Annotated in this window: 24 protein-coding genes; 13 read left to right on the top strand and 11 right to left on the bottom strand. The window is 71.5% G+C overall.

The genetic code is table 11. From position 1 onward, the window contains the following. Positions 1-128: 128 nt before the first annotated feature. Positions 129-1,085 carry a HAMP domain-containing sensor histidine kinase gene (locus tag HCK04_RS34465; protein ID WP_168066509.1) on the bottom strand — a complete coding sequence of 319 codons (957 nt, stop codon included), beginning with the start codon at positions 1,083-1,085 and terminating at the stop codon, positions 129-131. A gap of 803 nt (positions 1,086-1,888) precedes the next feature. Between HCK04_RS34465 and HCK04_RS44460 the strand changes: the two genes are divergently transcribed. Continuing rightward, positions 1,889-2,647 (top strand): lytic polysaccharide monooxygenase, encoded by a 759-nt coding sequence (locus tag HCK04_RS44460; protein ID WP_142651541.1) that lies wholly within the window; start codon positions 1,889-1,891, stop codon positions 2,645-2,647. Between the two features lie 66 nt (positions 2,648-2,713). On the opposite strand, the gene HCK04_RS34455 is transcribed toward HCK04_RS44460, so the two are convergent. Continuing rightward, positions 2,714-3,295 carry an Ohr family peroxiredoxin gene (locus tag HCK04_RS34455; RefSeq protein WP_205831077.1) on the bottom strand — a complete coding sequence of 194 codons (582 nt, stop codon included), beginning with the start codon at positions 3,293-3,295 and terminating at the stop codon, positions 2,714-2,716. 180 nt (positions 3,296-3,475) lie between these two features. Between HCK04_RS34455 and HCK04_RS34450 the strand changes: the two genes are divergently transcribed. Beyond that, positions 3,476-4,429, top strand: coding sequence for a Gfo/Idh/MocA family oxidoreductase (locus HCK04_RS34450; RefSeq protein WP_168066507.1), 954 nt, complete (start codon positions 3,476-3,478; stop codon positions 4,427-4,429). 155 nt (positions 4,430-4,584) lie between these two features. Here the strand turns inward: HCK04_RS34450 and HCK04_RS34445 are convergent, their stop codons facing one another. Further along, the gene (locus HCK04_RS34445) at positions 4,585-5,871 is read right to left on the bottom strand and encodes a hypothetical protein (protein ID WP_142651539.1); all 1,287 of its coding nucleotides are present in this window, start codon (positions 5,869-5,871) and stop codon (positions 4,585-4,587) included. A gap of 50 nt (positions 5,872-5,921) precedes the next feature. On the opposite strand from HCK04_RS34445, the gene HCK04_RS34440 reads away from it, so the two are divergent. Beyond that, positions 5,922-6,539: an HAD-IA family hydrolase gene (locus tag HCK04_RS34440; protein ID WP_260617509.1), complete on the top strand. Its 618-nt coding sequence runs from the start codon at positions 5,922-5,924 to the stop codon at positions 6,537-6,539. A 221-nt stretch (positions 6,540-6,760) separates the two neighbouring features. Here the strand turns inward: HCK04_RS34440 and HCK04_RS34435 are convergent, their stop codons facing one another. Both HCK04_RS34435 and HCK04_RS34430 read right to left on the bottom strand, forming a co-directional pair. Continuing rightward, a complete protein-coding gene (locus tag HCK04_RS34435) occupies positions 6,761-7,435 on the bottom strand; it encodes an HAD hydrolase-like protein (RefSeq protein WP_142651538.1) in 675 nt (224 codons plus the stop codon). Between the two features lie 224 nt (positions 7,436-7,659). Next, the gene (locus HCK04_RS34430; protein WP_142651537.1) at positions 7,660-8,265 is read right to left on the bottom strand and encodes a TetR/AcrR family transcriptional regulator; all 606 of its coding nucleotides are present in this window, start codon (positions 8,263-8,265) and stop codon (positions 7,660-7,662) included. Positions 8,266-8,340: 75 nt separating this feature from the next. Here HCK04_RS34430 and HCK04_RS34425 point away from each other — a divergent pair, with 75 nt between their 5' ends. Then, positions 8,341-9,141 (top strand): class I SAM-dependent methyltransferase, encoded by an 801-nt coding sequence (locus HCK04_RS34425; RefSeq protein ID WP_142651536.1) that lies wholly within the window; start codon positions 8,341-8,343, stop codon positions 9,139-9,141. Positions 9,142-9,161: 20 nt separating this feature from the next. Here the strand turns inward: HCK04_RS34425 and HCK04_RS34420 are convergent, their stop codons facing one another. Together HCK04_RS34420 and HCK04_RS34415 are read right to left on the bottom strand one after the other, a co-directional pair. Next, positions 9,162-10,229: a spore photoproduct lyase family protein gene (locus HCK04_RS34420; RefSeq protein WP_205831076.1), complete on the bottom strand. Its 1,068-nt coding sequence runs from the start codon at positions 10,227-10,229 to the stop codon at positions 9,162-9,164. A gap of 38 nt (positions 10,230-10,267) precedes the next feature. Then, entirely contained in the window at positions 10,268-10,606 is a 339-nt protein-coding gene (locus HCK04_RS34415; protein WP_185949090.1) for a hypothetical protein, read from the bottom strand. A gap of 104 nt (positions 10,607-10,710) precedes the next feature. Between HCK04_RS34415 and HCK04_RS34410 the strand changes: the two genes are divergently transcribed. From HCK04_RS34410 to HCK04_RS34385, 6 genes are all read left to right on the top strand, one after another. Then, entirely contained in the window at positions 10,711-11,199 is a 489-nt protein-coding gene (locus tag HCK04_RS34410; protein WP_142651534.1) for a nucleoside deaminase, read from the top strand. A 409-nt stretch (positions 11,200-11,608) separates the two neighbouring features. Next, a complete protein-coding gene (locus HCK04_RS34405) occupies positions 11,609-12,067 on the top strand; it encodes an Lsr2 family protein (protein ID WP_142651533.1) in 459 nt (152 codons plus the stop codon). A 506-nt stretch (positions 12,068-12,573) separates the two neighbouring features. Next, positions 12,574-13,488, top strand: coding sequence for a TIGR03619 family F420-dependent LLM class oxidoreductase (locus tag HCK04_RS34400; protein WP_142651532.1), 915 nt, complete (start codon positions 12,574-12,576; stop codon positions 13,486-13,488). A gap of 268 nt (positions 13,489-13,756) precedes the next feature. Further along, entirely contained in the window at positions 13,757-15,742 is a 1,986-nt protein-coding gene (locus HCK04_RS34395; RefSeq protein ID WP_142651531.1) for a hypothetical protein, read from the top strand. Then, on the top strand, positions 15,742-17,259 hold the full coding sequence (locus tag HCK04_RS34390) for an extracellular solute-binding protein (protein WP_142651530.1): 1,518 nt from the start codon (positions 15,742-15,744) through the stop codon (positions 17,257-17,259). Before HCK04_RS34395 ends, HCK04_RS34390 begins: the two co-directional genes overlap by 1 nt. 203 nt (positions 17,260-17,462) lie before the next feature. Next, positions 17,463-17,780 (top strand): hypothetical protein, encoded by a 318-nt coding sequence (locus HCK04_RS34385; protein WP_142651529.1) that lies wholly within the window; start codon positions 17,463-17,465, stop codon positions 17,778-17,780. A 232-nt stretch (positions 17,781-18,012) separates the two neighbouring features. Here HCK04_RS34385 and HCK04_RS34380 read toward each other — a convergent pair whose 3' ends face one another. Continuing rightward, a complete protein-coding gene (locus HCK04_RS34380; RefSeq protein ID WP_185949089.1) occupies positions 18,013-19,371 on the bottom strand; it encodes an MATE family efflux transporter in 1,359 nt (452 codons plus the stop codon). 172 nt (positions 19,372-19,543) lie between these two features. After that, positions 19,544-20,629 carry a hypothetical protein gene (locus tag HCK04_RS34375; RefSeq protein ID WP_142651528.1) on the bottom strand — a complete coding sequence of 362 codons (1,086 nt, stop codon included), beginning with the start codon at positions 20,627-20,629 and terminating at the stop codon, positions 19,544-19,546. Between the two features lie 438 nt (positions 20,630-21,067). Between HCK04_RS34375 and HCK04_RS34370 the strand changes: the two genes are divergently transcribed. After that, positions 21,068-21,712 (top strand): response regulator transcription factor, encoded by a 645-nt coding sequence (locus HCK04_RS34370; protein ID WP_142651527.1) that lies wholly within the window; start codon positions 21,068-21,070, stop codon positions 21,710-21,712. A gap of 161 nt (positions 21,713-21,873) precedes the next feature. Here the strand turns inward: HCK04_RS34370 and HCK04_RS34365 are convergent, their stop codons facing one another. After that, complete coding sequence (locus HCK04_RS34365; RefSeq protein WP_142651526.1) at positions 21,874-22,662, bottom strand: MBL fold metallo-hydrolase; 789 nt, start codon at positions 22,660-22,662, stop codon at positions 21,874-21,876. Positions 22,663-22,806: 144 nt separating this feature from the next. On the opposite strand from HCK04_RS34365, the gene HCK04_RS34360 reads away from it, so the two are divergent. Continuing rightward, positions 22,807-23,781: a helix-turn-helix domain-containing protein gene (locus tag HCK04_RS34360; protein ID WP_142651525.1), complete on the top strand. Its 975-nt coding sequence runs from the start codon at positions 22,807-22,809 to the stop codon at positions 23,779-23,781. Between the two features lie 371 nt (positions 23,782-24,152). Here HCK04_RS34360 and HCK04_RS34355 read toward each other — a convergent pair whose 3' ends face one another. Continuing rightward, positions 24,153-25,022, bottom strand: coding sequence for a class I SAM-dependent methyltransferase (locus HCK04_RS34355; protein ID WP_142651524.1), 870 nt, complete (start codon positions 25,020-25,022; stop codon positions 24,153-24,155). Between the two features lie 601 nt (positions 25,023-25,623). On the opposite strand from HCK04_RS34355, the gene HCK04_RS34350 reads away from it, so the two are divergent. Continuing rightward, a partial coding sequence (locus HCK04_RS34350; RefSeq protein WP_185949088.1) for a non-reducing end alpha-L-arabinofuranosidase family hydrolase occupies positions 25,624-26,428 on the top strand: 805 nt, incomplete at its 3' end.

Here is a 26,428-nt window from a genome sequence, read left to right as displayed (position 1 = left end):
GGCTCCGGGGTTCCGCGGTGCGGGAATACGGGGGTATGGGGTGCGGGGGTCGGAAGTCGGCGGTTCGGGGATTCCGGGTGCTGGGGCTCCGGGGTTCGGCGGGTGCGGGGATACGGGGGTTCGGGGGTTCAGGGGGCGAGCGGCAGCCGCAGCACGAAGCGCGCCCCCTCGGCGCTGTCTTCGATGGTCAGCCGGCCGCCGTGGTTCTGGGCGACCTGGCGGGCGATGGCCAGCCCCAGCCCGGCTCCTCCCGCGTCCCTGCTGCGGGCCGCGTCGAGCCGCGTGAACCGCTGGAAGACCTTCTCCCGCTGCTCGCTGGGGATCCCGGGGCCATCGTCGGCCACTTCGAGCACGGCCGTTCCGTTCAGTGATGCATCCGGCGATCTGTCCGGTGATCCCCCGGGTTCGCGCGGTTCTCGTGGTTCGCGCCACACGGTGACCGTGACCGTGCTGGCGGCGTGCCGCTGCGCGTTGCCGATGAGGTTGCTGATGAGGCTGCCGAGCGAGTGGGGGTCTCCCAGCACGACGACGTCCGGGTCGAGCAGGGGGACCAGCCGCTTCGTGATGGGCAGCATCTGTAGCTCGCCTTCGGCGAGCTTGCCGAGATCCACCCGCTGCCGCCGGACGGGCAGCGCGTCGCTTTCCAACTGCGAGAGCGCCAGCAGGTCGGTCGCGATCCGCTGCAGCCGGTCGAGGCTCGGCAGCAGCGCCATGGCCAGGGTGGTCACGTCGGTCTCCTGCGGTGCCTGAAGCGCGTCCTCGATCTGCGTACGCATGGCGGTCATCGGGGTGCGTAGCTCATGGGAGGCGTCGGAGCTGAAACGGCGCTGCCGTTCCAGTGCCTCCTCCAGTTGCCCGAGCGTACGGTTCATGCCGGGTGCAAGGCAGTCGGCCTCGTCGGGCACCGGGGCCGGCCGCTGCGAGCCCTCCTCCTCACCCTCGTCCGGCTCGGTCCGGGGCGCCGGTGACGGCGAGATCATTCGGCCGGTCAGGCGGAGGCCGAGATACGCGACCGTCCCGGCCAGCAGGAGCACCCCGCAGATCAGCGCCAGGAGCACCACCGGGTCCCCGTACGCCGGGAGCACCGGCACAAGTTGGAGCGCACACAGCGTCCGGCAGAGCGTCTGACGCGGTGGACGAGACGGTGGCAGGCACGGTGGCTGACACGGCGTCCGGCACAGCGCCCGCCCCTTGTGCGGCGTCCTGCACAGCGCCCAGCCCTTGTGCAGGGCCCGACACAGCGCCTGGCGCTCGTGCGTAGCCCGGCCGTCGTGCGGGGCCGGGCCGTCGTGCGGGGCTCGGCTCTTGTACGGGGGTGGGCACAGCGCCTGGCGCTTGTGCGGGGCTCGGCTCTTGTACGGGGGTGGGCACAGCGCCTGGCGCTTGTGCGTAGCCCGGCCTTTGTGCGGGGGCGGGCCGTCGTGCGGGGCTCGGCTCTTGTGTGGGGGTGGACACGGCGTGTGGTCGTTGTGCGGGGGCGGGCCGGTGGCCAGTGGGTGATCCGCGAACAGCCACATCGACGTCGCCGCCGGACACGGCGGCATGGCGGCGACACCGTTGACCGGTGCCGGCAGGGCCGTGCTCGAACGTCGCGGCATGGCGCACATCCCCCTGAACATGGCGCACATCCCCCTGAACATGGCGCACATCCCCCTGAACATGGCGCACATCCCCCTGAACATGGCGCACATCCCCCTGAACATGGCGCACATCCCCCTGAACTCAGTGCACCACGAGGGCATGCGGGAAGCCGCTCGGGGCCCTGCCAAGTCGCCTCGTCATGCTGGGCCGGCCCGCCTCCGCTTCCTGACTCCCGTTGTCATTGGGCCTTCACTGTTAGGAAACTTTCTTTTATATTTGCGCCACCCCCCAGCAGTGAGGAGCACACATGCGAAGGACGCTGACCTTCCTCGCGACGGCGACGATCGGTATCGGCGCCACGGTGTTCATCGCCTCACCGGCCCAGGCGCACGGATACATCTCGTCGCCCGCGAGCCGCCAGGCGATGTGCGCCCAGGGCCGCGTGCCCAATTGCGGCGACATCATCTACGAGCCCCAGAGCGTGGAAGGACCGAAGGGGCTGCGCAGTTGCAGCGGCGGCAACGCCCGCTTCGCCCAGCTCGACGACGAGAGCAAGCCCTGGCCGGCCACCAGTGTCGGCAACACCGTCACCTTCACGTGGTCGCTGACCGCCCGCCACTCGACCAGCACGTGGGAGTACTACATCGGAGGCACCCGGATCGCCGTCTTCGACGACCACGGGGCGCAGCCCCCGGCCACCGTCAGCCACTCCGTGAACCTGGGCGGACGGACGGGCCGGCAGAAGGTGCTGGCGATCTGGAACGTCGCCGACACCGCCAACGCGTTCTACGCCTGTGTCGACCTCCAGGTCGGCGGGGGCGGGACGCCCAGCCCGACGCCCACTCCGAGCCCGACTCCGACGCGCACTCCGACCCCGTCTCCCACGCCGACGCGCACGCCCACGCCCACGCCGACCGTTCCCAAGGGCGCCTGGGCCGCCGGTACGGCGTACAAGGTGGGTGACCAGGTCACCTACGGCGGTGCGACGTACCGGTGCATCCAGGCCCACACGGCGCTCGCGGGCTGGGAGCCGCCGAACGTCCCCGCCCTGTGGCAGAGGATCTGAGACAGAGGGCGGCGCGTTCCGCTCTCCGCACCCGTCCCGGCCGCGGCCGGGACGGGTAGCGGGTGGTCAAGCGAGGTGGACGTGCACCTCGGCGCCCTGCGTGAAGGCCCGCGAATACGGGCACTCGTCATGGGCCTGCTCCACCAGCCTGCGGGCCGTCTCGGGCTCGACCCCCGGCAGGCGTACGGCCAGGTCGGTGGCGATCGTGTAGTCGTCGGCGGTGCCGCGCTTGCGCAACGTGACGGCGGTGTCCACGGTGGCGCCGGAGGTGTTGACGCCCTGCCTCCCGGCGACCAGCGTGAGCGAGTTGTGGAAACAGGAGGCGTACGCCGCGGCGAGCAGTTGCTCGGGATTGGTCGCCCCGCCGGGGCCGCCCAGCTCGCCCGGCGCCTTGACGTGGACGTCGAGCATGCCGTCGTCCGACGTCACCGTGCCGTGCGCGGACGAGGCCCGGGCCGTGTAGAGGTCGTCATACGATCCGCCGCGCCGTTCGAAGTGCTCGGGCCGTTCTGGCCGCTGGGGTCGCTCGGCGGGTCGGCCCTCGGGCATCCGGCCGGTGAGCTCCGCCTCGACTCCGGGCCCCGAGTAGTCGGGTCCGGGCGCCCGATCAGTTGGCAGATGGGCGAATCGCCGTGTTTCCTCGCTCATTTTCGTGCGTCCCTCATCCGCTCGCCGGCGTCCCGGTCGGCGGGTCACGTACCCGGCAGGCTTCCCGATATCGGACTTTGGAGGCAAAAGTTCCCATCAATACCGCTGTGCTACGGTCCCGGCAGGCATTCCCCGGTGAATGGCGAAATGTCGGCAACGGCGGCAAGGAGTGGGTGCGGTATGAGTGGGGCTGTCCGGTGGGGCGTCCTCGGGACGGCGGGCATCGCCGCGCGGGCGTTCCTGCCCGCGTTGCGTGAGGCCGGCGGGGGCACGGCCGCTGTGGTGGCGGGCCGTGATCTGTCCAGGGCCGAGGAGTTCGCCGCGCGGAACGGCGTGACCCGGGCCGTACGCGGCTACGAGGCCGTCATCGAGGACCCGTCGATCGACGCGGTGTACATCCCGCTGCCGAACGCCCTGCACGCGCAGTGGACCATCGCCGCCCTGGAAGCGGGCAAGGCGGTCCTGTGCGAGAAGCCGCTGTGCCTCACGGCCGAAGAGGCCGGGAACGTCATCGAGGTGGCGCGCCGTTCGGCCCGGCCGCTCTGGGAGGCGTTCGTCTTCCCGTTCCACCCGCAGACGGCCCGGCTGCGCGGCCTGCTCGCCGACGGCGCGATCGGCGAACTGCGGGAGATCTGGTCGTCGTTCACCTTCACGATGGAGGGCACCGAGGACATCCGGCTCGACCCCGCCCTCGGCGGCGGTGCGCTCTATGACGTGGGCTGCTATCCCGTACGGCTCGCGCACCTGCTGTTCGGCGGCGACGCCGTGGCCGGGCACGCCGTCTCGGTCAAGGGCGAGGCGGGGGTGGACATCGAGACCGCCGGGGTCCTGGAGTTCGACTCCGGCCGGCTGATGATGAGCTGCAGCTTCGCCCTGCCGTTCACGACGTACACCCGCCTGGTCGGCACCGGCGGAGAGATCCGGGTGACCAACCCGTTCCACCCCGGGCCGCACGACGGGCTCGAAGTGTGGCGTGACGGGCGTCTGGTCGCCCGGCACGAGCCGGGCGAGGGCACCGCGTTCTCCTGGGGCATCCGCCACATCCACGAGGTGCTGCGCGGAGAGGCCGAGCCCCGGCACACGGCGGCCGATGACTCCCTCGGCACCGCCCGGTCCCTCGACATGCTGCGCTGACGGAGCCTGCCCTCCGGCCGCCTACGGGGGCCTCCGGGGCCTCGTGGTCGAGACGGTCGAGGCGGCCGGGGTGGTCGTGTGGTCGTCAAGGATGGCCAGGTCGGAGCGTCCGGGTCCATGGGTGCTCAGGCCGGGGCTGCCCGGGTCGGCCGAGGTCACGGTGCGGTGAGCGCCGCGCAGAGCTCGCGCGGGAAGCGCGGCTCCGCGGTGAGCACGTCGCCGCACCCGGGCTTGGTCGTGCCCGCGATCACCCGCCGGCCGGTGGGCGTCGCGCGGTAGAAGTACCGGGTCGCCCGGGACGCGCCCGCACACTCGCCCGGCCTCTCGCACACCGGCCCGCCGCTGATCGAGATGTCCATGACGAGCCACTTCCCGTCGCATCCCCGCTCATGGTGATAGCTGTGCTCCGGCGCGTCCGCGTCCCTGGCCGCCCGGTAGTAGGAGTCGGAGGTGCAGCCCGTCGGCGCCGGGTGACAGCCCGGCTCGCCGCAGCGGCGCAGCAGGCCCGGCCGGTCGAGGGTGTAGAGCTGGTCGAGGTTGACGACCACGTCGCGCTCGCCGAGCGGCTTGGGCAGCGGCACCTCCACCGGCACCGTACGCTCGCCGGGGCAGCCGTTCCCGGCCATCAGGAGCCGGGACTCGAAGCGGATGTCGACGCGGACCAGTTTCGGCTCGAAGCCGTCCAGCCTGCCGGTCGGCCCCCGCAGGCAGCCGTCGGGACCGTCGGGCACCCGGGCGTCGAGCGTCAGCACCCTGCCGTCGCGCGAGACGCGTACCTCGTTGACCGTGGACACGGCGTAGGTGACCCAGCGGGTGGTGTCCTCGTGCGTGACGATCGAGGGGGTGGCCTCCCCGGTCGCGCCAGCGCGGCGCAGCGCCCGTACGCCGAGCTCGTTCACCAGCGTGGCGTCCCCGCCCGTGCTCTCCAGGACGGAGACGATCTGGTCGCCGGCCCGGCCGACCAGGTAGACGCCCGTCGTCTCCGTGCCGTCATTGAGGTGGTCGTGCTGCACCAGCATCGTGCCGGGCACGCCGATGTCCCTGGCGACGAGGGAGTAATGATCCTCCTCGTCCTGGCAGCGTCCGAGCCGTTCGCCCAGCTCGTCGAGGTACGTCTGCGCGCCGCCGGGGCGGTAGGCGGCCACGTACTCGTAGATCTGGAAGCGGCGGTCGCCGCCCCCGGGAGCCATGCTCGCGGTGATCGCCCGCGTGTCCAGGCGGTCGTCGTCGCTGCGGAGCGGTTCGTCCGGGCAGGGCGCGGGCACGAGCGGCGGGTGCGCGCCGGACACCTCGGAGGGCCACGCGCCGTACAGGTCCGCCGCGCCCAGCATGCCCTCGCCGCCCGCGCCGGCGTGGACGAGGCCGCAGGCCGACAGCGCCGTGCACAGGACTCCGCACAGCACCGCGCACAGGACGAGGAGGGGCAGCCGTCTGACCGTCACCCATCGATCATGTCATTCGGGGTTCGGCCCACGCGTGGTATGGATGGGCGGTGACGAACCCCCGGCCGTACGACGCGGTGCTGTGTGACTTCGACGGTGTCATCCGCTTCCACGACCAGTCGGAGCTGACCGAGCTGGAACGGGCCATGGGCCTGGCCGAAGGCACCACCGCGAAGGTCGTCTTCGCGCCCGAGGTGGACCGGCCCGCGCTGCTGGGACAGATCACCGTCGAGCAGTGGACGGAGGCGGCCGAGGCCGCCCTTGCCCTCCAGGTGCCGCGGGAACAGGCCCGCGCGCTGGTCACGGCGTTCATCAAGGCGCCCGCCCGGGCGGACGAGGACGTGCTCGACCTGCTGCGCCGGGCCCAGGCGCACGTGCCGGTCGTGCTGGTCACCAACGCGACGCTGGACCTGGAGGACGATCTCGCCTGGCTGGGCCTGAGCCACTTCGCCGACGAGGTGGTCAGCAGCGCCCGGGTCGGCGTGGTCAAGCCCGACCCCCGCATCTACGAGATCGCCGCCGAGCGTGCGGGTGTGCCGCTCGGGCGATGCCTGTTCGTGGACGACCGTGCGGAGAACGTCGAAGCGGCCAGGGCGCTCGGCATGACGGCCGTCCTGTTCACCGGCCTGCCCGACCTGGAGACGGCCCTCGCACCGCTGCTGGGCTGACCCAGAGCCGGATTCCGGCAGCCGGGCCGTTGTCCGGCCGCAGGAAGCGGCGCGCGCCTGCTGCTGGGCCGGCCCTCGGCCGGGCGAGGCCGGGCGATCCCGGGAGCCGGGCTCTTATCCGGTTACACGCGTGCGTCGCTGCTGGGCTGACCTTTGGCCGGGTGAGGCCGGGCGATCCCGAGAGCCGGGGCCGCGTCCGGTCACAGAGGGCCGAGCTTCTGCTATCGGCGTTCTGCTATCGGGTGTTCCACGCCGGACAGCAGGATGCCGATCGCCTCGGTCACGTCGGTGACGGTGTGGTCCGGTGCGGGCTCCTGGCCCGCCCAGGTGCCCCGGTCGATCCAGATCGTGGCGAACCCGATGGCCCGCCCCCCCGCCACGTCCATCACCGGGTGGTCACCGATCACCCATCCGCCCGCGCCGAGGCTCGCGCCCGCACGGGTCGCGGCGATCTCGAACAGCCCCCGCTCGGGCTTGCGGACGCCTTCCGCCCCGGAGACGGCCCACGCGTCGACCACCTCGTCGAGGCCGGTGCTCCGGATCTTGCCGAGCTGGTTGTCCGCGCGCCCGTTGGTCACGATGGCCACCCGCCAGCCCGCCGTACGCAGGCGGGTCAGGCCGTCGCGCACCTGCTGCGGGCAGCGGGCGAGGCGCGGCATCCGGCGCCGGTACGCGGCGTAAAGGTCCTCGACCTGGCCGTCGATCCCGAAATCCTCCTTCACCTGCGCGAAGAGCGCTTCGCGTGGCAGGTAGCCGTGCCCGTTGAGGGCGACGAGCCGCTCGACCGCCTCGGCGTCCAGGCCGTGGTCGTCCGCGAACTCCTCGGCCCACCGGCGGAATGCCTCGTCGTGGTCGACCAGTGTGTTGTCCAGATCGAAGAGCGCCAGCCTCGTCACGTCTGATCACGCTACCCGCCCGAGGCGGCGTACGTGGAGACGGCCGTACGGGGGGCTGACCACGAGCGATCCGGGAGGACGTTGCCGCCGCGGAAGTGTTCGACGCTGTCCGCGTGGAGGCGTTGCCGCTGCTCCGGCCGGGTGGGCCGCGTTGCTCGGCGGCGTCAGGGCCGGGGAGTTCGAGCCCGGTTCGCGGTGACCTTGTCGGGGAAGGGGGTGGCTTCCTACGCCCGAGACCCGGTCCGTACGACGCCGGCGACGACCGTGGTGACCATCTTGTGTACGGCGTCGGCCTGCGGCGGGCCGCCGTCCCGGTCGGCGAACAGCAGGTGTGAGGCGCCGAGCAGCGTGGGGGCGAGCGTGTCGACGTCGGCGTCCGCCGCGATGCGGCCGAGGTCGCGCTCGGCGGCGAGGTAGGAGGCCAGCATGGCCGCGGCCTCCGTCAGGAGCGGGAGGCCGGGGCCCGGCCTGGCCTGACGCAGCCGGGCGCGCAGGGCGTCGCGGGAGATGATCAGGCCGACGACCGCCATGGCGACCGACCCGAACAGGTCGGTCAGCACGGTCGTGAGGTTGCCGATCACGGTGCCTGTCCCGGCGGCGCGGCGAAGGGCGTCGGCCTCGGCGTCGAGCCTGGCGATGCGGTCGAGCACGAGCTCGGCGAGGAAGGCGTCGAAGTCGGCGAAGTGCCGGTGCAGGACCCCCTTGGCGCAGCCAGCCTCGGTGGTGACCGCTCTGCTGGTCAGCCCGCTCACCCCGTCGCGGAGCAGGACGCGCTCCGCGGCCTCGAACAACTGCTCCCGCGCGTCGCGGAGGGCAACCCCTGTCGGCACCGTTCCATCCCTCCTGTCCGTGCGTCGAGATTATCCGAATTGACGAGTGGGCACTTGCCCACTCATAGTGGGCGCATGCCCACTTCAGCTTCCGAGAACGAATCACACAAGGCCAGAGACATGGCGGAGTCGTTCGGCGTGGACGCCGAGCGCTACGACCGGACCCGGCCGCCCTATCCCGACACGATGATCGAACGGATCGTCGCCGAGAGCCCCGGACCCGACGTGCTCGACGTCGGCTGCGGCACCGGCATCGCGGCCCGGCAGTTCCAGGCGGCGGGCTGCACGGTGCTCGGCGTCGAACCCGACGCGCGGATGGCCGACTTCGCCCGCCGCAGGGGGCTCGACGTCGAGGTGGCGACCTTCGAGGCATGGGAGCCCGCCGCCCGTACGTTCGACGCGGTCGTCGCCGCGACGGCCTGGCACTGGATCGATCCGGTCGCCGGTGCGGCCAAGGCGGCCGAGGTGCTGCGTCCCGGCGGCCGGCTGGCGCTGTTCTGGCACGTGTTCGAGCCCCCGGCGGTCGTGGCGGAGGCGAACGCCGAGGTCTTCAGGCGGGTGATGTCCGGCTTCCCGTCGCAGGACCGGCCGGTGAAGTCGGCCCTCGACGGCTACCGGCCGCTGTTCACCAAGGCCGCCGACGGGATCGGGGACGCGGGCGCGTTCGGCGACGTCGAGGAGTGGCGCTACGACTGGCAGCGCTACTACACGCGTGACGAGTGGCTGGACCAGATGCCGACGTCCGGCGCCCTCACGCGGCTTCCGCCCGACGCGCTGCCCGAGGTGCTCGCCGGTGTCGGGGCCGCGATCGACGCGATGGGAGGCGGCTTCACGATGTCGTACGTCACGGTGGTGCTGACCGCGACGCGACGGTGACCCCCGGATGACGGCCGCGCTCAGAAGGCGTAGCGGACCCGGCAGTACGGGATCTTCTCGGCGATCAGGCTGGTGAGCGTGGTGACGTAGCGGCCCTTGTGGCCGGTCTTGTAGCGGACGTTCCAGCCGCCCGTCTGCGAGCGCTTCGGCTGCTGGAGGTCGGGACGCCACAGCACCTCCTCGGCCTTGGGATGCCAGCCGAGGTTGACCTCGTGCAGCCGGTCGTTGTGCGTGAGGAAGATGACCTCGGCGGCGAGCTGGGCACGGGCGGCCGGGCTCAGCGCGTCGTCGAGCTGCCCGAGCAGCTCGGCCCAGTCCTCCAGCCAGCCGTCGCGGACGACCACCGGGCTGAAGTTGACGTGCACCTCATATCCCGCCTCGACGAAGTCGCCGACCGCCGCGATGCGGTCGGCGACCGGCGAGGTGCGGATGTCCAGCAGCCTGGCGTCGGCGGCGGGCATCAGGCTGAACCTGACACGCGTACGGCCTCGCGGATCCCAGCCGAGCAGATCGCGGTTGACGTATTTGGTGGCGAAGCTCGCCTTGGCGTTCGGCAGCTCGCGGAAGAGATCGACGAGATCGCGCACGTTGTCGGAGACGGTCGCGTCCACCGAGCAGTCGGAGTTCTCGCCGATGTCGTAGACCCAGGCGTGCGGGTCCACCTGGTCGGGCTCGGGCTTGACCCCCTGCCGCCGGGCGTGCCGCGCGAGATAGCCCGTGATCTGCTCGATGTTGGCGAACACCGTGATCGGGTTGCTGTAGCCCTTGCGGCGCGGCACATAGCAGTACGCGCAGGCCATCGCGCAGCCGTTGGCCGTCGAGGGCGCGATGAAGTCGCTCGACCGGCCGTTCGGCCGCGCGGTGAGCGACTTCTTGACCCCCAGGACCAGCGCCTCGGTCTTGATCCTGACCCAGCGTGCCACGTTCGCCTCGTCCCCGTACAGCTCGGGGATGCGGTGGTGGGCCTCGATCTCGATCCGCTCGGCCTCGGGGAACCGCTCCAGGATCTCCTTGCCGCGCGGCAGCTCGGCCGCGGCGGGCTCGACGTAGATGCGGCGGATGTCCAGCAGTCTCCGGCCTTCGTTCACCTGGATATAACACCCTGTCGAACGCATGACTTCCCAGGTCAGATGGCATGCAGGTGCTGGTCGGCCGGGCACGCGTACGCCGTTCTCGACGCCAGCGTCCAGGTCCGTACGGCGGCCCCGCAGCGGCGGCAGCGCTCCCGTTTGTAGACCCACCGCTCGTCCGGCGCGCCGGGGTCGCTGACCACCTGCCCCGCGTCCCGGCCGAGCGCGAGGTGGCGCACCGCGGTGTCCCACAGCCGCCCGGCGGCCTCGGCGCCGATGTCGCGGGCGCCGGGATCGAGGCCGGTGAGGAAGAGCAGCGCCTCGACGCCCTCCACGACCCTGCCGTCGTACGGCCGTGCGTCGAACCCGCCCTGCGGGCTCGTGGCCCTGACCACGCGCCCGGCGAGCGCCTCGTGCGCTCGTCCGCGTAGCGGTGGACCAGATGCCCCTCCGGCATGCCTTTCGCCTACCCGCTCCGCCCGGAGCTACCGTTTCGATCATGACGTACGAGCCGACTTCTGAGGCACTGCGGCACCTGCGCCGCTGTGTCGAGCTGGCGAAGGAGGCGCTGGAGGCCGGCGACGAGCCGTTCGGCTCGGTCCTGGTCTCCGGGGACGGGAAGGCGCTGGCCGAAGACCGCAACCGGGTGGCGGGCGGCGACCACACGCGGCACCCCGAGTTCGAGCTGGCACGCTGGGCCGCCGCGAACATGACGCCGGAGGAACGCGCGAAGGCCACCGTCTACACCTCCGGCGAGCACTGCCCGATGTGCGCGGCGGCGCACGCGTGGGTGGGGCTGGGGCGGATCGCCTACGTGGCGTCGTCGGCGCAGCTCGCCCGATGGCTGGCCGAGTGGGACGTGCCGCCCCCGCCGGTGCGGACGCTCCCGGTCAACGAGGTCGCGCCCGGCGTGCGGGTCGCCGGGCCCGTGCCCGCGCTGGTGGACGAGGTCCGCGCACTGCACCGCCGCCTGCATACCGGCTCCTGAGCGCTGTCGCCTGAACGCCGTCTCCTCGGCCGGTTATCCACAGCCTTGGCCTTTCCTCGTGCGGTTCGCGCAGCTACGGATACCCTCCGCCGCGTGGCCGAGGGCGACCCGGTGCCCGGGGGCCGCACGGGCGGGCGGAGGCGCAGACGCTGAGGCGTCGGCATGTGCTTGGATCAGGTCATGGATCTTGACCGGGCGCACGCCTTCGCCGAGACCTGGGTGGCCGAGTGGAACGCCCATGACCTCGACCGCATGGCTGCCCTTGGCAGTGCTCGCGACGTCGCGTATGGCATCGCCGCTGTGGCGCTCGTGCTGGGGCCGAGGCGGCCGGAAACGCGGGCCGGTGACGCGAGCACCAGTAGGATGCCACGGTCCAGATAGACGGAGATCCACCCTGGAAGGGCTGCACGTGGCGCAGAAGGTAATACTGGTTGACGACCTCGACCACTCCGAGGGCGACGATGTGGCGAGACGGGAGTTCCCGCTGCTGAACCGGACCTTCGCCATCGACCTGTCCGACGCGAACCACCAGCGGCTGAGCGAGGCTCTCGCGTTCATCGAGGAAGTGCTGGAGAACGCCCGTGAGGTGAAGCAGGCGTCGCGGTCCAAGAAGGCCGCCGACACCTCCCCGCGGCTGCGCGGCTACACCCTGACGGACGTACGCGAATGGGCCCGCGAGCAGGGGCTCGACGTGCCCGCGCGGGGGAAGATGGCCGACGAGGTCATCGAGCAGTTCATCGCGGCGCACCCTGATGCCTCCACCGAGGATGCTGCCGAGGACGCCGCCGCCGAGGCGGCCGTGGCGGAAGCCGCGGAGAAGGTCGCGGAGCAGGCCGCCCCGCGCGCGGAGGCGACCGCCGGCGTCTGAGCCGCACACGCCGCGCACACGAAGCGTTCGCCGGAGCATCCGGAGCGTTCGCCGGAGCGTCTGGAGCGCGGACCGGCGTGGCCATGGGTCTTCCAGGCCGCCGTCGGCGTGCTCGCCGGATGCCCCGGCGAACGCTCACGACGTTTTATTGCGATATTTCAAGATCGAGCCTCGCTCCGGCCCGGTCGGCTTTCGCGACAGGCCGCCGGGCCGGGCGTACGCCCGCCGCCCCGACCGCTGCGACAGTCGACGACTGACACGCGCGGCGGCCCACAGAGCGGCCTGCGGAGCGGCGCACAGAGCGGCCCACGGAGCGGTACGCGGAGCGGCGGGCAGGAACCTGCACCCCGCCGGTTTCGGCAACGGGCCACAGGTAACCCCCAGTCGTGGGGCGCTCGTGGGCACAAGCCGGTCTTGCCCGGTTTTCCGCAGGCGGGCTTTCCCGGCGTCTCCGCCGACGCCCGACGAGGGCGAACCTCAACCGGCGCGATGCGAAGGATGCGCTCATGCGACTCGGATACGCGGTCCCCCAGTACGGCGCGTTCGCCGATCCGGATTTCATCCGGCAGACGAGCACGGCACTCGAAGTGATGGGCTACGACAGCCTGTGGGCGGGCGACCGCATCCTGCTTCCGCTGGCGCCCAGCGACCCGTACCCGGGAGGAGGGACGATCCCCGAGGCGTTCGGGACGTTCTTCGACCCGCTCACCGCACTGACCCTGGCCGCGGTCGGCACGCGCGAGATCCGGCTGGGGACCAGCACGCTCAACGCGCTGTGGCAGCCGCCCGTCCTGCTCGCCCGTACGCTGACCTCGCTCGACCTGCTCAGCCACGGACGGCTGGATGTCGGCATCGGTCTCGGCTGGCTTCGTGACGAGTACGCCGCGGCCGGGGTGCCCTGGCGGGGGAGGGGAGCCCGGCTGGAGGAGACGCTCGACGTGCTGGAGGCCGTCTGGACCGGTGAGGTGGTCGAGCACAAGGGCGCGCTGTGGACGGTGCCGCCGTCGCGGATCGACCTCAAGCCCTGCCAGCGGCCGCGTCCGCCGGTCCTGCTCGCCGGTTTCACGCCTCCGGCGCTGGACCGGGTCGGCCGCCGGGCCGACGGCTGGCTGGGCACGGCCATGCCCATGCCGTACCTGACCGCCTTGTGGGACATCGCGCTGCGGGCCGCGTCCGGCGCGGGCCGCGACCTGTCCGCGCTGCGCATGGTGGTGCGGGTCAACCCGCAGATCACCGACTCCCCGGCGCCCGCCGACGAGGTGCCGCGTGTGGGCACCGTACGGCAGGTCGCCGACTATCTGCTCACCCTGGCCGAGGCCGGGGCCCATGAGGCGTTCGTCGACGTGCAGACGACGACCTCTTCGCGGCAGCGGTTCCTCGATGTCGCGCAGGAGCTCGTCACCCTCCTGCGCGCGGGCTGAAGACCTCGATCCGCACAACGCTGAGCAGCGATGCGGTGGCTGTTTGTAAGGAAGGGGTTACATTTCCTGACAGCGCCGCGCACAATAGGGGTCGATCTTTCGTGATCCGGCCCGGGCCGGATCGTCCAGCCCGTCGAACAGGCTCGTCCTCATGTCCGCCCCCGTGCCCCCATCAGGAGAAACTCCGGATCGATCCTCTGGAGAAAGTCCGGATATAGACGAAGAAAAGCGGAACAAGCAGGATCGGCACTCCAACAGTCGATCCGGATTGGTCACCACGGCGCTGACCGCGGCGGTCACCTCCGTGGCGACGCTGGTGGCGACGGCGGCGGCGCCCTTCTCCAACAGCCTGCAGAGGTTCATCGAGCAGGCGCCGGTGTCTCCGCTCATCACCGTTCCCGCGTCCGTCGGGGCGATCGTGATCATCTGCTGCTATCCGCTGTGGCGGGGCAGGGTCAGGACACCGGGCCGGTGGGCGGCGGCCGTCGCCGCGGTGGCCCTGTGGCCCTTCCACCGGATCCAGTGGCCCCAGGGGCTGCGTAGCTGGGCGGGCCGGCTGCTGGTGCCCCTCGCGGTCGGCTACATCGCCGCGTGCCTGGGCGCGTTCACCGGTCTGGTGGGGCTGGTGGTCGTCAAGGTGGTGACGCCGTCCGGCGCGTGCGAGCCTCCGCGAGAGCTGCGCGTCATCACCGCTCCGGAGAACGTGACGGCGCTGCGGGAAAGGGCCGAGGCGTACACGAAGGAGCAGCGGACGGACGGGTGCGCACCGGTCCGGATCGCGGTCGGCGCCGCGCCCACGATCGAGGAAATGCGGTACGGCTTTCGCAATGAATGGCTACGAGACGATTCGCTGCAGAATGACGAACCCTATCGCCGGATGCTCGGCCTGACTCCGGACGCGTGGATTCCCACCAGTTCCGCGGAGTTCGACCTCGTCGTCCAGGACGTGTCGGTCGAGGAAACGACGAAAAACGGCGGTGTACCAGGGAAAACGAGCAGCCTGCGTTCTCTCCTGCACAAGAGGGACGAGCAGGTGGGGACGGACCACATGGCGATCGCCGTTTTCGGCGCCGCGAAGAACGACCTTCTCACCGGCGAGCTGGAGAGCGCCGGTTATCCGCTCGCCGAGATCGTGCAGCGGGCCCGGAGCAAGGGCATGTCGCTCGTCTATCCGCAGCCCGCGTTCTCCACCTCGGGCGCGATCGTGGCCACGACGCTGAGCCGGGCCGGACCCGAGCCCGGCGGCACCGGACTGCGCGCGACGTTCGACAACAGCGCCAACGCCCTGCTGTGCCATCTGAAGGCCGGCCAGGAGGAGGCCGGCGACTGGGCGAAGCTGGTGGCGCTGGTCCCGTCGCACACCGCCGACGAATACAACCGGGGCGGCGACATGGGCATCGAGGGATGCGCACACAACCCGCTCGCGGGCCGGGCGGCGCTGACGGCGGTCTCCTCAGTGGACCTGCCCACGCTCGACTATCCGTTCGTGGAGATCAACTGGTCGGACGACCCGGCCCGGCGGGCGGCGCTGGACGCCTTCGTCACGTGGCTCGCGCACAACAAGCTGTTCGAGCCCTCGGGAGAGGGACCGCAGCCGTCGTACCCGGCCCGGATATCCGCGGACGCCGCCCGGCCGGGTCACCGGGTGGATCTCCAGATCATGATCGACGGATCGGGATCGATGGCCCGCTCTCCCACGGCGTCCGCCTCCGCCCTGCACGACGCCCTGGCGGAGGTCAGGCAGATCCTGACGGACACCGACCAGGTCTCGGCGGGCAAGTTCTTCGCGGACGACAAGGGGACCTCGAAGGCGCCCATGGCGGGGGAGGGCGACGGCGGCGGCGGGGAGGGCCCGGGGGGCTACGGCGAGGTCCTCCGGTGGATCGCGGACGACAGGCAGTCGGGCTTCGACGAGCCCATCTCCGCGCTGATCGGCGGGCTGAGCCGTCCGGCGAACTCGCTCGCCGTCATCACCGACGGCGGCCCGTTCAACGACGAGCCCGGCCCGGGGAACGCGGCACGGTCCATCAGGCGCGCACTGGAGAAGGCCGCGGACGTGTCGAACCTCTACATCCTCACGTTCGGCGGGAGGTGCCCGGACGGACTGGAGACCCCTCGCTCCATGCGGCCGTCCAACGACACCTCCGGGCCGTCCGAACCAGTCGTGAAACACGTCGTGTGCGACGACACGGCCGGTACGGACGTCGCGGGAGCGCTCGGACGGATGATCTTCCAGTTCAGGGAGTGGTCGTGATGGCGGCGGGTCCCGCCGGGTCGTTCTGGAGCCGCTGGTACGAACGCTTCACGAGGTTCCATCTCAGGCTCGCCGCGGCCTGCTTCCTGGCGGGCGCGGTGTTCGTGATCGTGGTGAGCCAGCACTCCGGGGCGCCGTCCGCGCAGGGCGCCTGCCCCGGGCGCCCCGACGACCTGATCATCGGGACGGGGGCGGAGATCGGTGCCGGCGGCGTACGCCACGACGTGATCAAGGCGTGGAACGACGAGCAGCGCAAGCTCAAGACGAAGCCGCTGAAGGCGACGCTGGTCGAGATCTCCGAGTCGTCCGACGAGCAGCGTTCCGAGCTGGCCGCGGCGGCGCAGTCGAAGCGCTGCGCCTATGACGTGCTCCTCCTGGATGTCGCCTACATCACCGAGTTCGCCAGGAACGGCTATCTCGAGAAGTTCGAGCTGGATCCCGGCAAGCTGGGCGCCCTCCCGGAGCGCTACTTCCTGCGCGAGTCGCTGGAGACCGGCCGGGTCGACGGAGAGCAGTTCGCGGTGCCGTTCGCCGCCGACGCTCCGCTGCTCTATCGGCGCACCGACGTGCCGGCGCCGCCGCAGGACACGAAGAGGTTCCTCGAACTGGCCAAGGCGCACGGCTATGCGGCGCAGTTCGACGATTACGAGGGCGGCACCGTCAACCTGCTCGAAGCGATCTTCTCGGCCCGGAGCGGGAAGGCGTCGCGGGACGACGTCGTCTTCGACGACAAGGGAAACGTCGTCCTCGACCAGGACGGCAACGGCGAGAAGGTGATGGACGCGCTCCGCGCCTGGCGCGAGGCGCTGTTCACGGCCGGCGACGGTGCGCGGACGCCGAGCAACGAGAGCGTCTTACGGGAGGAGAGCAGCCTGCAGGCGTTCCGTACGGGCCTCGTGGGCTACATGCGCAACTGGCCGTTCGCCTTCAACCGGCTGGCCACCGACCCGCTGATGCGCGACGACGACGGGTCGCTGAAGTTCCAGGTGCTCTCGTTCCCGGGCACCGGCGTGCTGGGCGGCGTCGACCTCGCCATCGCCAAGGACTCGCCGCACAAGGAGGAGGCCAGGGAGCTCATCTACTACCTGATCTCCGAGGAGGTCCAGGAGAGGCTGTTCGCCTGCGCCGGCTATCCGCCGGTGGTCACGGCGCTGTACGAGCGATACGAGAGCTCGGGGACCGCGCGGACCTGCGGGCAGCTCACGGCCGACGGCGGTGACGGCGCGGCCCGCCAGGCCGAGCGGGACACCGAGATCACGGGTGGTCAACTCGCGAGGTTCGCCGGTGAGGTCCGCCAGGCGGTGGAGCACGCGAGGCCGCGTCCCATGTCCGCCTACTACGCGACGTTCAGCCAGGTGTTCCGATCCTGCCTGCTCCCGGTGGCGACGACCACGTCGGGCGCGGCGCCCGACTTCCGCTACTTCTCCGACGCGCTCAGGGACGCGCTGAACGGCAGGCTGCGATCGGACGACGCCTGCCATCCTCCGGCGGAGGCTGCTCACAAAATCGGACATTAAGGGACAAATGCGGCATGAGCGCGCCATGAAGGCCCTGAATGGGACAATAGGCATTAAATACCGTAGATCGCCGTTTGTCGCCCGTTCTGTCCGGAAACAATGACGCCGTGGGGCAATGACCGCTTAACGGTCATTAAGCGCTATTCCTATTAATTCAGGAATGGCGCATATATTAGGCAGTTGATCCTTTAGAGGGGGACTGAATGCCCAAGCTCAAGAAGGTCATCGCCGGACTCGCCCTTTCCACCGCGCTCGGTGGTGGTGCCCTCGCCGTGGGCGCCACGGCCGCGAGCGCCTCGACCACCCCGACCGGCTGGGGCTGGAGCAACCCGTCCAACGAATTCGACGCCGGGTTCAACAACACCTTCGAAAACTCCGCTTTCCACACGGCGCCCTTCCTGACCGACTCCTTCGGAAGCGGCTGCTCCCGGGGCTGCTCCAGCGCGGACCTCGACGACATCCTCTGGGACGTCTGCGTCGCGGGCCACTGTGGCGGCGCCTTCCCCGCATCGTTCGGCTGAGTCGGCGAGAAGACGGTCTGACGGCCTGCGGAACGACCTGCCCCTCCACGACGGCGCGTACGCGGTGTGCGTGGAGGGGCGCGTAGGCCGTCCCCGGGCCGCGGCCCGTATCCGCCGAAACCGCGTCCGTCGAGCCAGTGTTGCCGAGACTGTGTCTGCCGAGCCTGTGCCCACCGGGACTGTGTCTGCCGAGCCTGCGTCCCCCGAGACCGCGTCCGCCGGGGCGGGTGGATCACCGTACGGCGCCGAGCACCGCCCAGCGGCCGGAGCGCAGCCTGGCCAGCACGGTGATCATTCGAATCAGCAGGAAGGCCGACAACCCCGACCAGATCCCCACGAGTCCCCAGCCGAATCGCAGCGAGGCCCACACCACCGGCAGGAACCCCAGCACCGCCCCGCTCGCCGTCGCCGTGCGGAGATATGCCGCGTCCCCGGCGCCGAGCAGCACCCCGTCCAACGTGAACACGACACCGCCGACCGGCTGCAGCGCGACGAAGAACCACCAGGCGCCGGGCATCTCGGCCAGCACCGTCGGGTCGCCGGTGAACACGCGGGGGAGGAGACCGGCCAGCGCCGCGAACACCACGCCGAGCAGGGTGCCGAAGACCAGCCCGCAGCCGGTCACCTGCCAGGCCAGGCGGCGCGCCCGTTCCGCGTCGTTCGCGCCGAGCGCGGCCCCGACCAGCGCCTGCGCGGCGATGGCCAGCGCGTCGAGGACGAAGGCCAGGAACATCCACAGTTGGAACACCACCTGGTGCGCACCGGCCGCCGCGGCGGAGGTGTGCGCGGCGACCGCCGTCGCCGACACCCAGCACGCCTGGAATGCCAGGCCGAGCAGCACCAGGTCGCGTGCCAGACCGAGCTGGGCCCGCATCGCGGCCGGCGCCGGAGCGAGCGGCACGCCCTCGGTCCGCAGCGCCCGCACGAACAGGATCGCGGAGACAGCCTGCCCGGCCACGTTGGCGACCGCCGAGCCGTCGATGCCCCAGCCGAGCCCATAGACCAGCGCCGGGCACAGCGCCGTGGAGATCGCGTTGCCCACGAGCACGTAGCGCAGCGGGCGCCGCATGTCCTGCACGCCGCGCATCCAGCCGTTCCCGGCCATCGTGATCAGGATCAGCGGGGCACCGAGCAGGGCGATCCTGAGCCAGCTCGCCGCGGCGTCGGCGACCCGGCCGTCACCCGTGAGGAGATGGGCGACCGGCGTGGCGAGCAGTTGTCCCGCCACGGTGATCACCAGCCCGGCGACCGCCGCGAGCCAGGTCGCCTGCACCCCCTCGGCCACGGCGTCGGCCCGGCGGCCCGCGCCGTGCAGCCGGGCGGCGCGGGCGGTCGTGCCGAAGGACAGGAACGTCATCTGCGAGGAGATCTGCGCCAGCACGATGCCGCCGACCGACAGTGCCGCGAGCGGCACCGCGCCGAGATGGCCCACCATCGCCGTGTTGACGAGCAGATAGAGCGGCTCGGCGGCCAGGACTCCGAGCGCGGGCGCGGCGAGCGCGAGTATCCGGCGCAGCGGGGCCGCGCCCGCGTGCTCGTCCATGCGTTCCTCCGGGAAGACCGACCGGCCGTACGCCGTGGCGAGCGGCATCGGCTCGCCACGACTTCGGATGGAACGCAATCCTCTTGCTATTGCGAATTATTTGCAATAAGCCGTCGGCGCTCGCCTCGTGCGGCGGTTCCCTGACGCGCGGTTCGAGCAGTGAGAGGCCGGCCCTCGCCGGGAGGCTGGGGCCGGCCGCACTGTCAGGAGTCGGAAGTGGTCAGGAGTTGGGAGCCGGGGCCGGCGTGTCCGTGAGCGTGGGCTCGGTGGAGGGCGTCGCGCTCTCCGTGGGGACCGCGCTTTCGGTGGGAGCCGGGGTCTCCGTGGGGGTTTCCGTGGGCGTCGTGGCCGGCGGCTCTGTGGGGACGAACGTCGGCGTCGGGCACGGCTTGGGCGCGCGCCAGGTGGGCTTCCCCGAGTGCCACTTCAGCGAGTACGGGGAACTCTTGCCGAGATACCACAGCCGCTTGCTCGGCCGCGAGAGGTCGAAGACGTAGGCGGCCGCCGCCGTCTCCCCCTGAGGGGCGGCGGGTGTCGTCTCCTCGGTTTGCGGGGGAGTGGAGCTCGCCTCGCCGGGGGGAGCCGTCGTGGTCTCGGCCGGAGGGGCGGGGGTGCTTTCCGCAGGCGTCGGCGTGCTCTCGGAGGACGGCGGCGTGCCTTCCTCTGGGGGCGTCGGCGAGGCCTCGGGAGGCGTCGGTGTGTCCTGAGGAGCCGAGGGTGTGGTCTCCGGTGCCGTCGGTGTCGCCTCGGGTGGTGTCGCCTCGGGTGGTGTGGCTTCGGGCGCCGACGGCGGGGCGGACGGCACCGGCGTCGGGACCGGTGGGGTGGGCGTCGGCGTGCCGGGCTGGACGGTCGCGATCACCGAGATCCAGGCGTCCTGACGGATCTCGCCACCCCTGCGGGCGGTGAGCACCCGAGTGGAGTCGCCGATCGCGTACGACCGCTCGAAGCCGTCCTGGCTCCTGACAGTGATCGAGTCGTCCGTCACGGCGACGGCCTGCCCGGTCTGGGTGAACACCGTGACGGTGCCGCACCCGTCCTTGGTCGGCACGACGACCTCGCCGTGCAGCGCGCCGAGGAACGGGCCCACCATGGGCACCTCGGGAGTGGGCGCCGTCGTAGGGGCGTCCGTGGAAGCGTCGGCAGGGGGCTCGGCCTGGTCGGCCGGCGGCGTGATCGTCACCGTGGCCGTCACGACGGGATCGGCGGTCTCGCCGGGCGGGCTGACGGGAGCGGAGGAGGCGGCCGCGGCCGTCGCTCCGATGCCGCCGGACGCCGTCAGTACGAGCGTGGTCGCGAGGATCATGGGTGGGGAGATACGCCGGCGTTGCCCGCCTGGTGTGGACATCGGTCCCTTTTTCAGGCGGTGGGGGTTGGTCGGCATCACCGTTCCTCCGTATCGTTTCGATCCGATGGTCTCCGCCGAACGGTGCGGCGGTCGTGCCGGAGCGGGGTGCCCCGGCACCCACGCGAAGCGACCGGCGATTTCGTTGCCAAACCGTGCCTCTTTCGTGGGATTGGGGAGACCTTCCCCCTATATGGGGAATCCATGCGGGCGAATCCGGGGCCACACGATGGCCCGGTCGCTTTCAGCAGGTCACAGGGGACGAATCGATTTGAGATTCGGACATCATCTGCCGCTGCCACGCGTACAGGCACGCCGGGGAGGCAGCGTGGGCATCGTGCGAGTGAAGGACGGCGATGTCGCCAGGAGAGGACCGGCCGTGATCGAGGCGGGGTCGCCGTGCGCGTGATGCTGGCCGAAGACTCGGCGCTGCTGCGCGAGGGCCTGGTGCGGCTGCTCAAGGAGGAGGGCCACGGCGTCCTGGCCGCGGTGGGCGACGCCGACGCGCTCCTTGAGGCGGTGGACGGCGTGAGCCCCGACGCGGTGGTGGTCGACGTGCGGATGCCGCCCACCCACACCGACGAGGGCCTGCGCGCCGCGCTGGAGATCCGGCGGCGCCGCCCCGAGGTCAAGGTGCTGGTGCTGTCGCAGCACGTCGAGAAGAAGTACGCCACCGAGCTGATGAGCGGCAGCATCGACGGGGTCGGCTACCTGCTCAAGGACCGGGTGGCCCAGGTCGGCGACTTACTGGACGCGCTGGAGCGGGTGGGCGAGGGCGGGACGGCGTTCGACCCGGAGGTGGTGCGCCGGCCGCTCGCGCGCACCAGCCATGCCGACCCGCTGGCCCGGCTCACCGCCCGCGAGCGCCAGGTGCTCGAACTCATGGCCCAGGGCCTGACCAACGCCTCGATCGCCCAGTCGCTGCACGTGTCGCAGAGCGCGGTGGAAAAGCACGTCAACGCCCTGTTCGACAAGCTCGCGCTGTCGCACACGACCGGCTACAGCCGCCGGGTGCCGGCCATCCTGCGCTGCCTCGGCTCCTGAAGCGTCCTCGAACCGTCCCTGAGCCGTCCCGAACCGTCCCGGGCCGTGCCCAACCGTCCCTGAGTCGTCCCGAACCGTCCCTGAGTCGTCCCTGAGTCGTCCCGAACCGTCCCTGAGTCGTCCCTGAGCCGTCCCGAGCCGTCGCGGTCCGCCGCTGCCGTTCAGGTGGTCGTGAGCGCGGCGCGCTCGCCCGGGTGCAGGAGGGTGAGCCGGTCGGTGAGCCCGGCCTGCGCGAACGCCTTCGTGAGCGCGTCGGCCCCTTCGGTGAAGTGGCCCCAGCTGTCGAAGTGCAGCGGGACGACGTGCGACGCGCCGAGGATCCGGGCGGCTTCGGCCGCCTGCGCGCTGGTGAGGGTCAGGTAGGCGTCGCCGACGAGAGGGGTCCTCGCCGCTCCGGCGAACAGGACGGCGACGTCGACGGCGAACCGCTCGGCGATCCGGGCGACGAGGTCGAGGGAGGCGTTGTCGCCGCTGACGTACACGGTCGGTGCCTCTGGGCCGGACAGCACGAATCCGGCGACCTCCCCGACGAGGGGTTCGCTGCCTTCGGGGCCGTGCAGAGCGGGCACTCGGGTGACGCGCAGCGCCGAGCCGTCCGGCCGGGGCAGGTCCACGTGCTCCCAGACGGGCACGGCGCGGGTGGCGCCGCCCAGCCGGCCCGCCGCGCTCGCGGTGGTGAGCACGAGCGGCACCTGGCCGAGGTAGGCGCGACCACCGATGTCGAGGTTGTCCACGTGCTGGTCGTGGGAGAGCAGCACGGCGTCGACGGGGCCGATCTCCGCGGACGTCAGCGCGGTGGGCGCGGTCTTGACCAGGACCCGTCCCGGGCCCGCCACGTATTCGCGGGGAGCGTCGAAGGTCGGGTCGGTGAGCAGGCGCAGCCCGCCGATCTCCAGGATCGCGGTCGGCCCGCCGAGGGCGTGGACGCTGATCTGCGATGCGTTGGTCATGACAGTCCTCGTGTGCGGAGTGTTGGTGCCGGCGGCCGTTCCGGTGCGGACCGCCTCCGCACGATCGTCGGCCGTACGGCCCTCGGAGAGGGAGTGGCGTGAAAGCCGTCCTCCGATAGGTTCAAGCCAGCCGAAGGGGGACCGATGAGCCGACGTGACCCGCTGACCGTCGCGGTGGTGATGTTCGACCGGGCGCCGCTGTTCGAGACCAGCGTCCCGATCAGCGTGTTCGGCGGGGACCGCAGCGACACGGGCGTCCCCCGTTTCGACCTGCGTGCGGTCGGCGGCGACCCCGGCCCGCTCACCACCACCGGCGGGATCCGGCTGGACGCGCCGTACGGGCTGGACGCGCTGGCCGACGCCGCCGTCGTCGTCGTGCCGAGCTGGCGCAGCCCGGCCCAGCGCCCTCCGGAACCGGTGCTCGACGCCCTGCGCGCCGCGCACGCCGACGGAGCGACCGTCGTCGGGCTGTGTCTCGGCGCGTTCGTGCTGGCCGCCGCCGGGCTGCTGGACGGCCGCCGCGCGGCCACCCACTGGCTCTTCGCGCCCGCCCTCGCCGCCGCCTACCCCGACGTACGGGTGGACGCCTCGGTGCTGTTCGTGGACGACGGCGACCTGATCACCTCGGCCGGAACCGCCGCCGGCATCGACGCCTGCCTGCATCTGGTGCGGTGCAGGTTCGGCGCCCAGGTCGCCAACACCATCGCCCGCCGCATGGTCGTGCCTCCGCAACGCAGCGGTGGCCAGGCGCAGTACATCGAGCACCCCTTGCCCGACCCGGGCACCGACGACCCGCTCGGCGAGATCCTCAGCCACGCCATCCGCCACCTCGACGACCCCGGCCTGGACGTGGACGCCCTTGCCAGGCACGCCCTGATGAGCCGCCGGAGCTTCGACCGCCGATTCCGCCGGCTCACCGGCACCTCCCCGCTCCAATGGCTGCTGGCCCAGCGGATCATGCAGGCCCAGCGGCTGCTGGAGACCACCGACCTCAGCGTGGACGCCATCGCCCGCAGGGTCGGCTTCAGCAACGGCGTCGCACTCCGCCCGCACTTCCGGCGCATCCTCGGGGTGGCCCCGCAGACCTACCGCGACACCTTCCATGCCCGCACCGCCTGACGAGGAGACGTACGACCCGTGCTCGCAGGCGGACGACGAGAGGGCGGCCTCGTGAACGCCGCCGACGCCTCCGCCCGGGCGGCGACGCCGCGTTTCGAGGTCGGCCATGGCTATGCGCTCTATCAGGGACCGTCGTGGGACAGCGGCTTTCACCGTCATGCGGCGTTCCAGATCGTCGTCGCCCTCGAAGGAGAGACCGCCCTGGTGGACGCGGCCGGGGTCCGGCACCGCGCCGTGGCGCTCGTGGTGCCGCCCATGGTGCGGCATCGGATGTCGGTGACGACGGATCTGCGGGTCTTCTTCGTGGAACCGCAGTGCGCCTTCGCCGACCGGCTGCGTGAGCGCTGCGGGCCCGGGATCAACGCGGCTCCTCACCTGCGCGAGCTCGCCGAGGACGACGTCCGCCTCGCGGGTGCGCGACCGTCCGGCGAGCTCGACCCCCGGCTGCTCGCCGCGATGGACGCGCTGACCGCCGGGCCGATCTCGATGCGGGATCTGGCCGCGCGGGTGGGCATATCCCCGCAACGGCTGCGCGGCCTGGCCCGCGACCAGCTGGGGGATGCCGCTGACGCGCTGGCGGGTCTGGGGCCGGCTTCGCCGTACGGTGGAGGAGCTGCGGGCGGGACGGACGCCGGCAGAGGCGGCGGCCGTGAGCGGCTTCGCCGACCAGCTTCGGTCATCAGCGCGGGCAGCAGGCCCTCGGCGTTCGGGCGGGTGTCCTCGACGCCGTCGGCGAACTGCACCAGCCGGAAGCCCAGCCGCATCAGCCGCGTGCGCTGTAGCCCGTAGTCGGCGATGACGAGCCTGCCGCCCGGCCGCAGCACCGCGTGCATCGAGGAGAGGACGGCCCGCTTCGTCGCCACCGGGCATTGGTGCAACACCAGGGTGGACACCACCGTGTCCGCCGCGCCGGGGCCCACGATCTCGGGCAGCGCGTCGCCCATGCCGGTCTCCCACCGCACCGTCGCGCCGGCGGCCTCGGCCTTGCGCCGGGCGATCGCCAGCACCTCCCGGTCCGGGTCCACCGCCACGACCCGGGCACGTGGCTCGATGCGGTGCAGCAGCAGCGCCGTGGACCCGGTGCCGCACCCCACGTCGACGATGACCTCGTACGGACGCGGAGCGGCATGCATGACGGTCAGCGCCCGCCACAGCCGTTCCCTGGTCAGCATGACGACGGGATCGTAGAAACGCGTGGGCGCGAAGCGTCCCAGCGCGGGGGTGAACGCCTGTCGGGTCATGTCCGGCAGGCTCGCACCACGAGACCGCCCCGGTCTTGAACGAATCGCTCGCCCTCGGCCGGGCGACCGCCGCCATCGCCGCTCCCCAGATGTCGTGAATGTTTCATCGCGCGCACTCTGCCGACGGTGCGGGCGCGGGCGATGTCGCCAGGTGGACGCGTTACGGAAGCTCTCTGCGGACCCGGGCTATCGGTCGCCCTCTTGACGCGACCCGGTGAATGCGGGTTTGCTCCGCGATTGCCACCGGAATCGACACCTGCGGGAGCGACCTCCCGTACGGCAAGAAATGTGAGCGCTAACACGCCCCGGCTCGGGAAGGAGGGATCTCCATCATCGGAGACGGTCCGCCGCCGCGCGCCACCCCGGAGCGTCCCGGGCGTGGCCGGCGCCGACAAGGAGCGCATTCTTAACGGGCTCACGCCCGGGTCATACGTGCACCACTACTCCACGCCATCGAGGGAGAGGAGCCGAACCAGTCGCTGAATGTTAGCGCTAACGGCGCGCGAGGGCACCGCGGTGCAGCCGATGGGCCGCCCGGCCGTGCCCGGCTCCGCTTTCCCGGCGTGGCCCGCCACGCCTTCACCCCAAGGAGAACGAAACAATGGATTCACCCCCCATCCGAGTGACGAGCGGCCGGCGTCGTTCGCCGGCCCGCACGCGCCTCGTGGCGGTCCTGGCCACAGTGCTGACGACCGTGCTGGCGTCCGTCGTGACGTGGTCGGCGCCTGCGTCGGCGGCGGCGGCGCCGCTGGTGAGCGCGGCGTCCGGGCGGTGCCTGGACGTGTCGGGCAACACCGACGCGCTCGGCACCGCTCTGCAGATCTGGGACTGCAACGGGCAGGCGAACCAGGCATTCGAGTTCACCTCCTCCGGTGAGCTGCGGACGTTCAACGGCACCCGGTGCGTGGACGCCTACAACATGGGCACCACCAACGGCACCAAGGTCGTGATCTGGTCCTGCAACGGCCAGACCAACCAGAAGTGGCGCCAGAACTCCGACGGCTCCATCGTGGGCGTCCAGTCGGGGCTGTGCCTCGACGTCGTCGGCGCCGGCACCTCCAACGGCAGTCAGATCCAGCTCTACAGCTGCTGGGGCGGCGCCAACCAGAAGTGGACCGTCCACGGCGGCGGCTCGACGCCCTCCCCGACGGCCTCCCCGACGCCCCCGCCCGGCGGCACCTGTGATCTCCCGTCGACGTACCGCTGGAGCTCGACCGGTGCGCTGGCGACGCCGAGGTCCGGGTGGGTCTCGCTGAAGGACTTCACCAACGTCGTCTACAACGGCAAGCACCTCGTCTACGCGACGACGCACGACAACGGATCGAGCTGGGGGTCGATGAACTTCGGCCTGTTCACGAACTGGTCCGACATGGCCTCGGCCAGCCAGAACTCGATGAACTTCTCGG

Origin of the sequence: Microbispora sp. CL1-1, assembly GCF_012034195.1 — a bacterium.
In the GTDB taxonomy this organism is placed as follows: domain Bacteria; phylum Actinomycetota; class Actinomycetes; order Streptosporangiales; family Streptosporangiaceae; genus Microbispora.
This window is presented reverse-complemented; position numbering and strand designations above follow the sequence as displayed.

Excerpts from the sequence above, each read along its gene's own strand:
- HCK04_RS44460 (WP_142651541.1), top strand. The coding sequence starts at position 1,889 with ATGCGAAGGACGCTGACCTTCCTCGCGACGGCGACGATCGGTATCGGC.
- HCK04_RS34455 (WP_205831077.1), bottom strand. The coding sequence starts at position 3,295 with ATGAGCGAGGAAACACGGCGATTCGCCCATCTGCCAACTGATCGGGCG.
- HCK04_RS34450 (WP_168066507.1), top strand. The coding sequence starts at position 3,476 with ATGAGTGGGGCTGTCCGGTGGGGCGTCCTCGGGACGGCGGGCATCGCC.
- HCK04_RS34425 (WP_142651536.1), top strand. The coding sequence starts at position 8,341 with ATGCCCACTTCAGCTTCCGAGAACGAATCACACAAGGCCAGAGACATG.
- HCK04_RS34410 (WP_142651534.1), top strand. The coding sequence starts at position 10,711 with ATGACGTACGAGCCGACTTCTGAGGCACTGCGGCACCTGCGCCGCTGT.
- HCK04_RS34400 (WP_142651532.1), top strand. The coding sequence starts at position 12,574 with ATGCGACTCGGATACGCGGTCCCCCAGTACGGCGCGTTCGCCGATCCG.
- HCK04_RS34390 (WP_142651530.1), top strand. The coding sequence starts at position 15,742 with ATGGCGGCGGGTCCCGCCGGGTCGTTCTGGAGCCGCTGGTACGAACGC.
- HCK04_RS34385 (WP_142651529.1), top strand. The coding sequence starts at position 17,463 with ATGCCCAAGCTCAAGAAGGTCATCGCCGGACTCGCCCTTTCCACCGCG.
- HCK04_RS34380 (WP_185949089.1), bottom strand. The coding sequence starts at position 19,371 with ATGCCGCTCGCCACGGCGTACGGCCGGTCGGTCTTCCCGGAGGAACGC.
- HCK04_RS34375 (WP_142651528.1), bottom strand. The coding sequence starts at position 20,629 with ATGATCCTCGCGACCACGCTCGTACTGACGGCGTCCGGCGGCATCGGA.
- HCK04_RS34365 (WP_142651526.1), bottom strand. The coding sequence starts at position 22,662 with ATGACCAACGCATCGCAGATCAGCGTCCACGCCCTCGGCGGGCCGACC.
- HCK04_RS34360 (WP_142651525.1), top strand. The coding sequence starts at position 22,807 with ATGAGCCGACGTGACCCGCTGACCGTCGCGGTGGTGATGTTCGACCGG.
- HCK04_RS34355 (WP_142651524.1), bottom strand. The coding sequence starts at position 25,022 with ATGACCCGACAGGCGTTCACCCCCGCGCTGGGACGCTTCGCGCCCACG.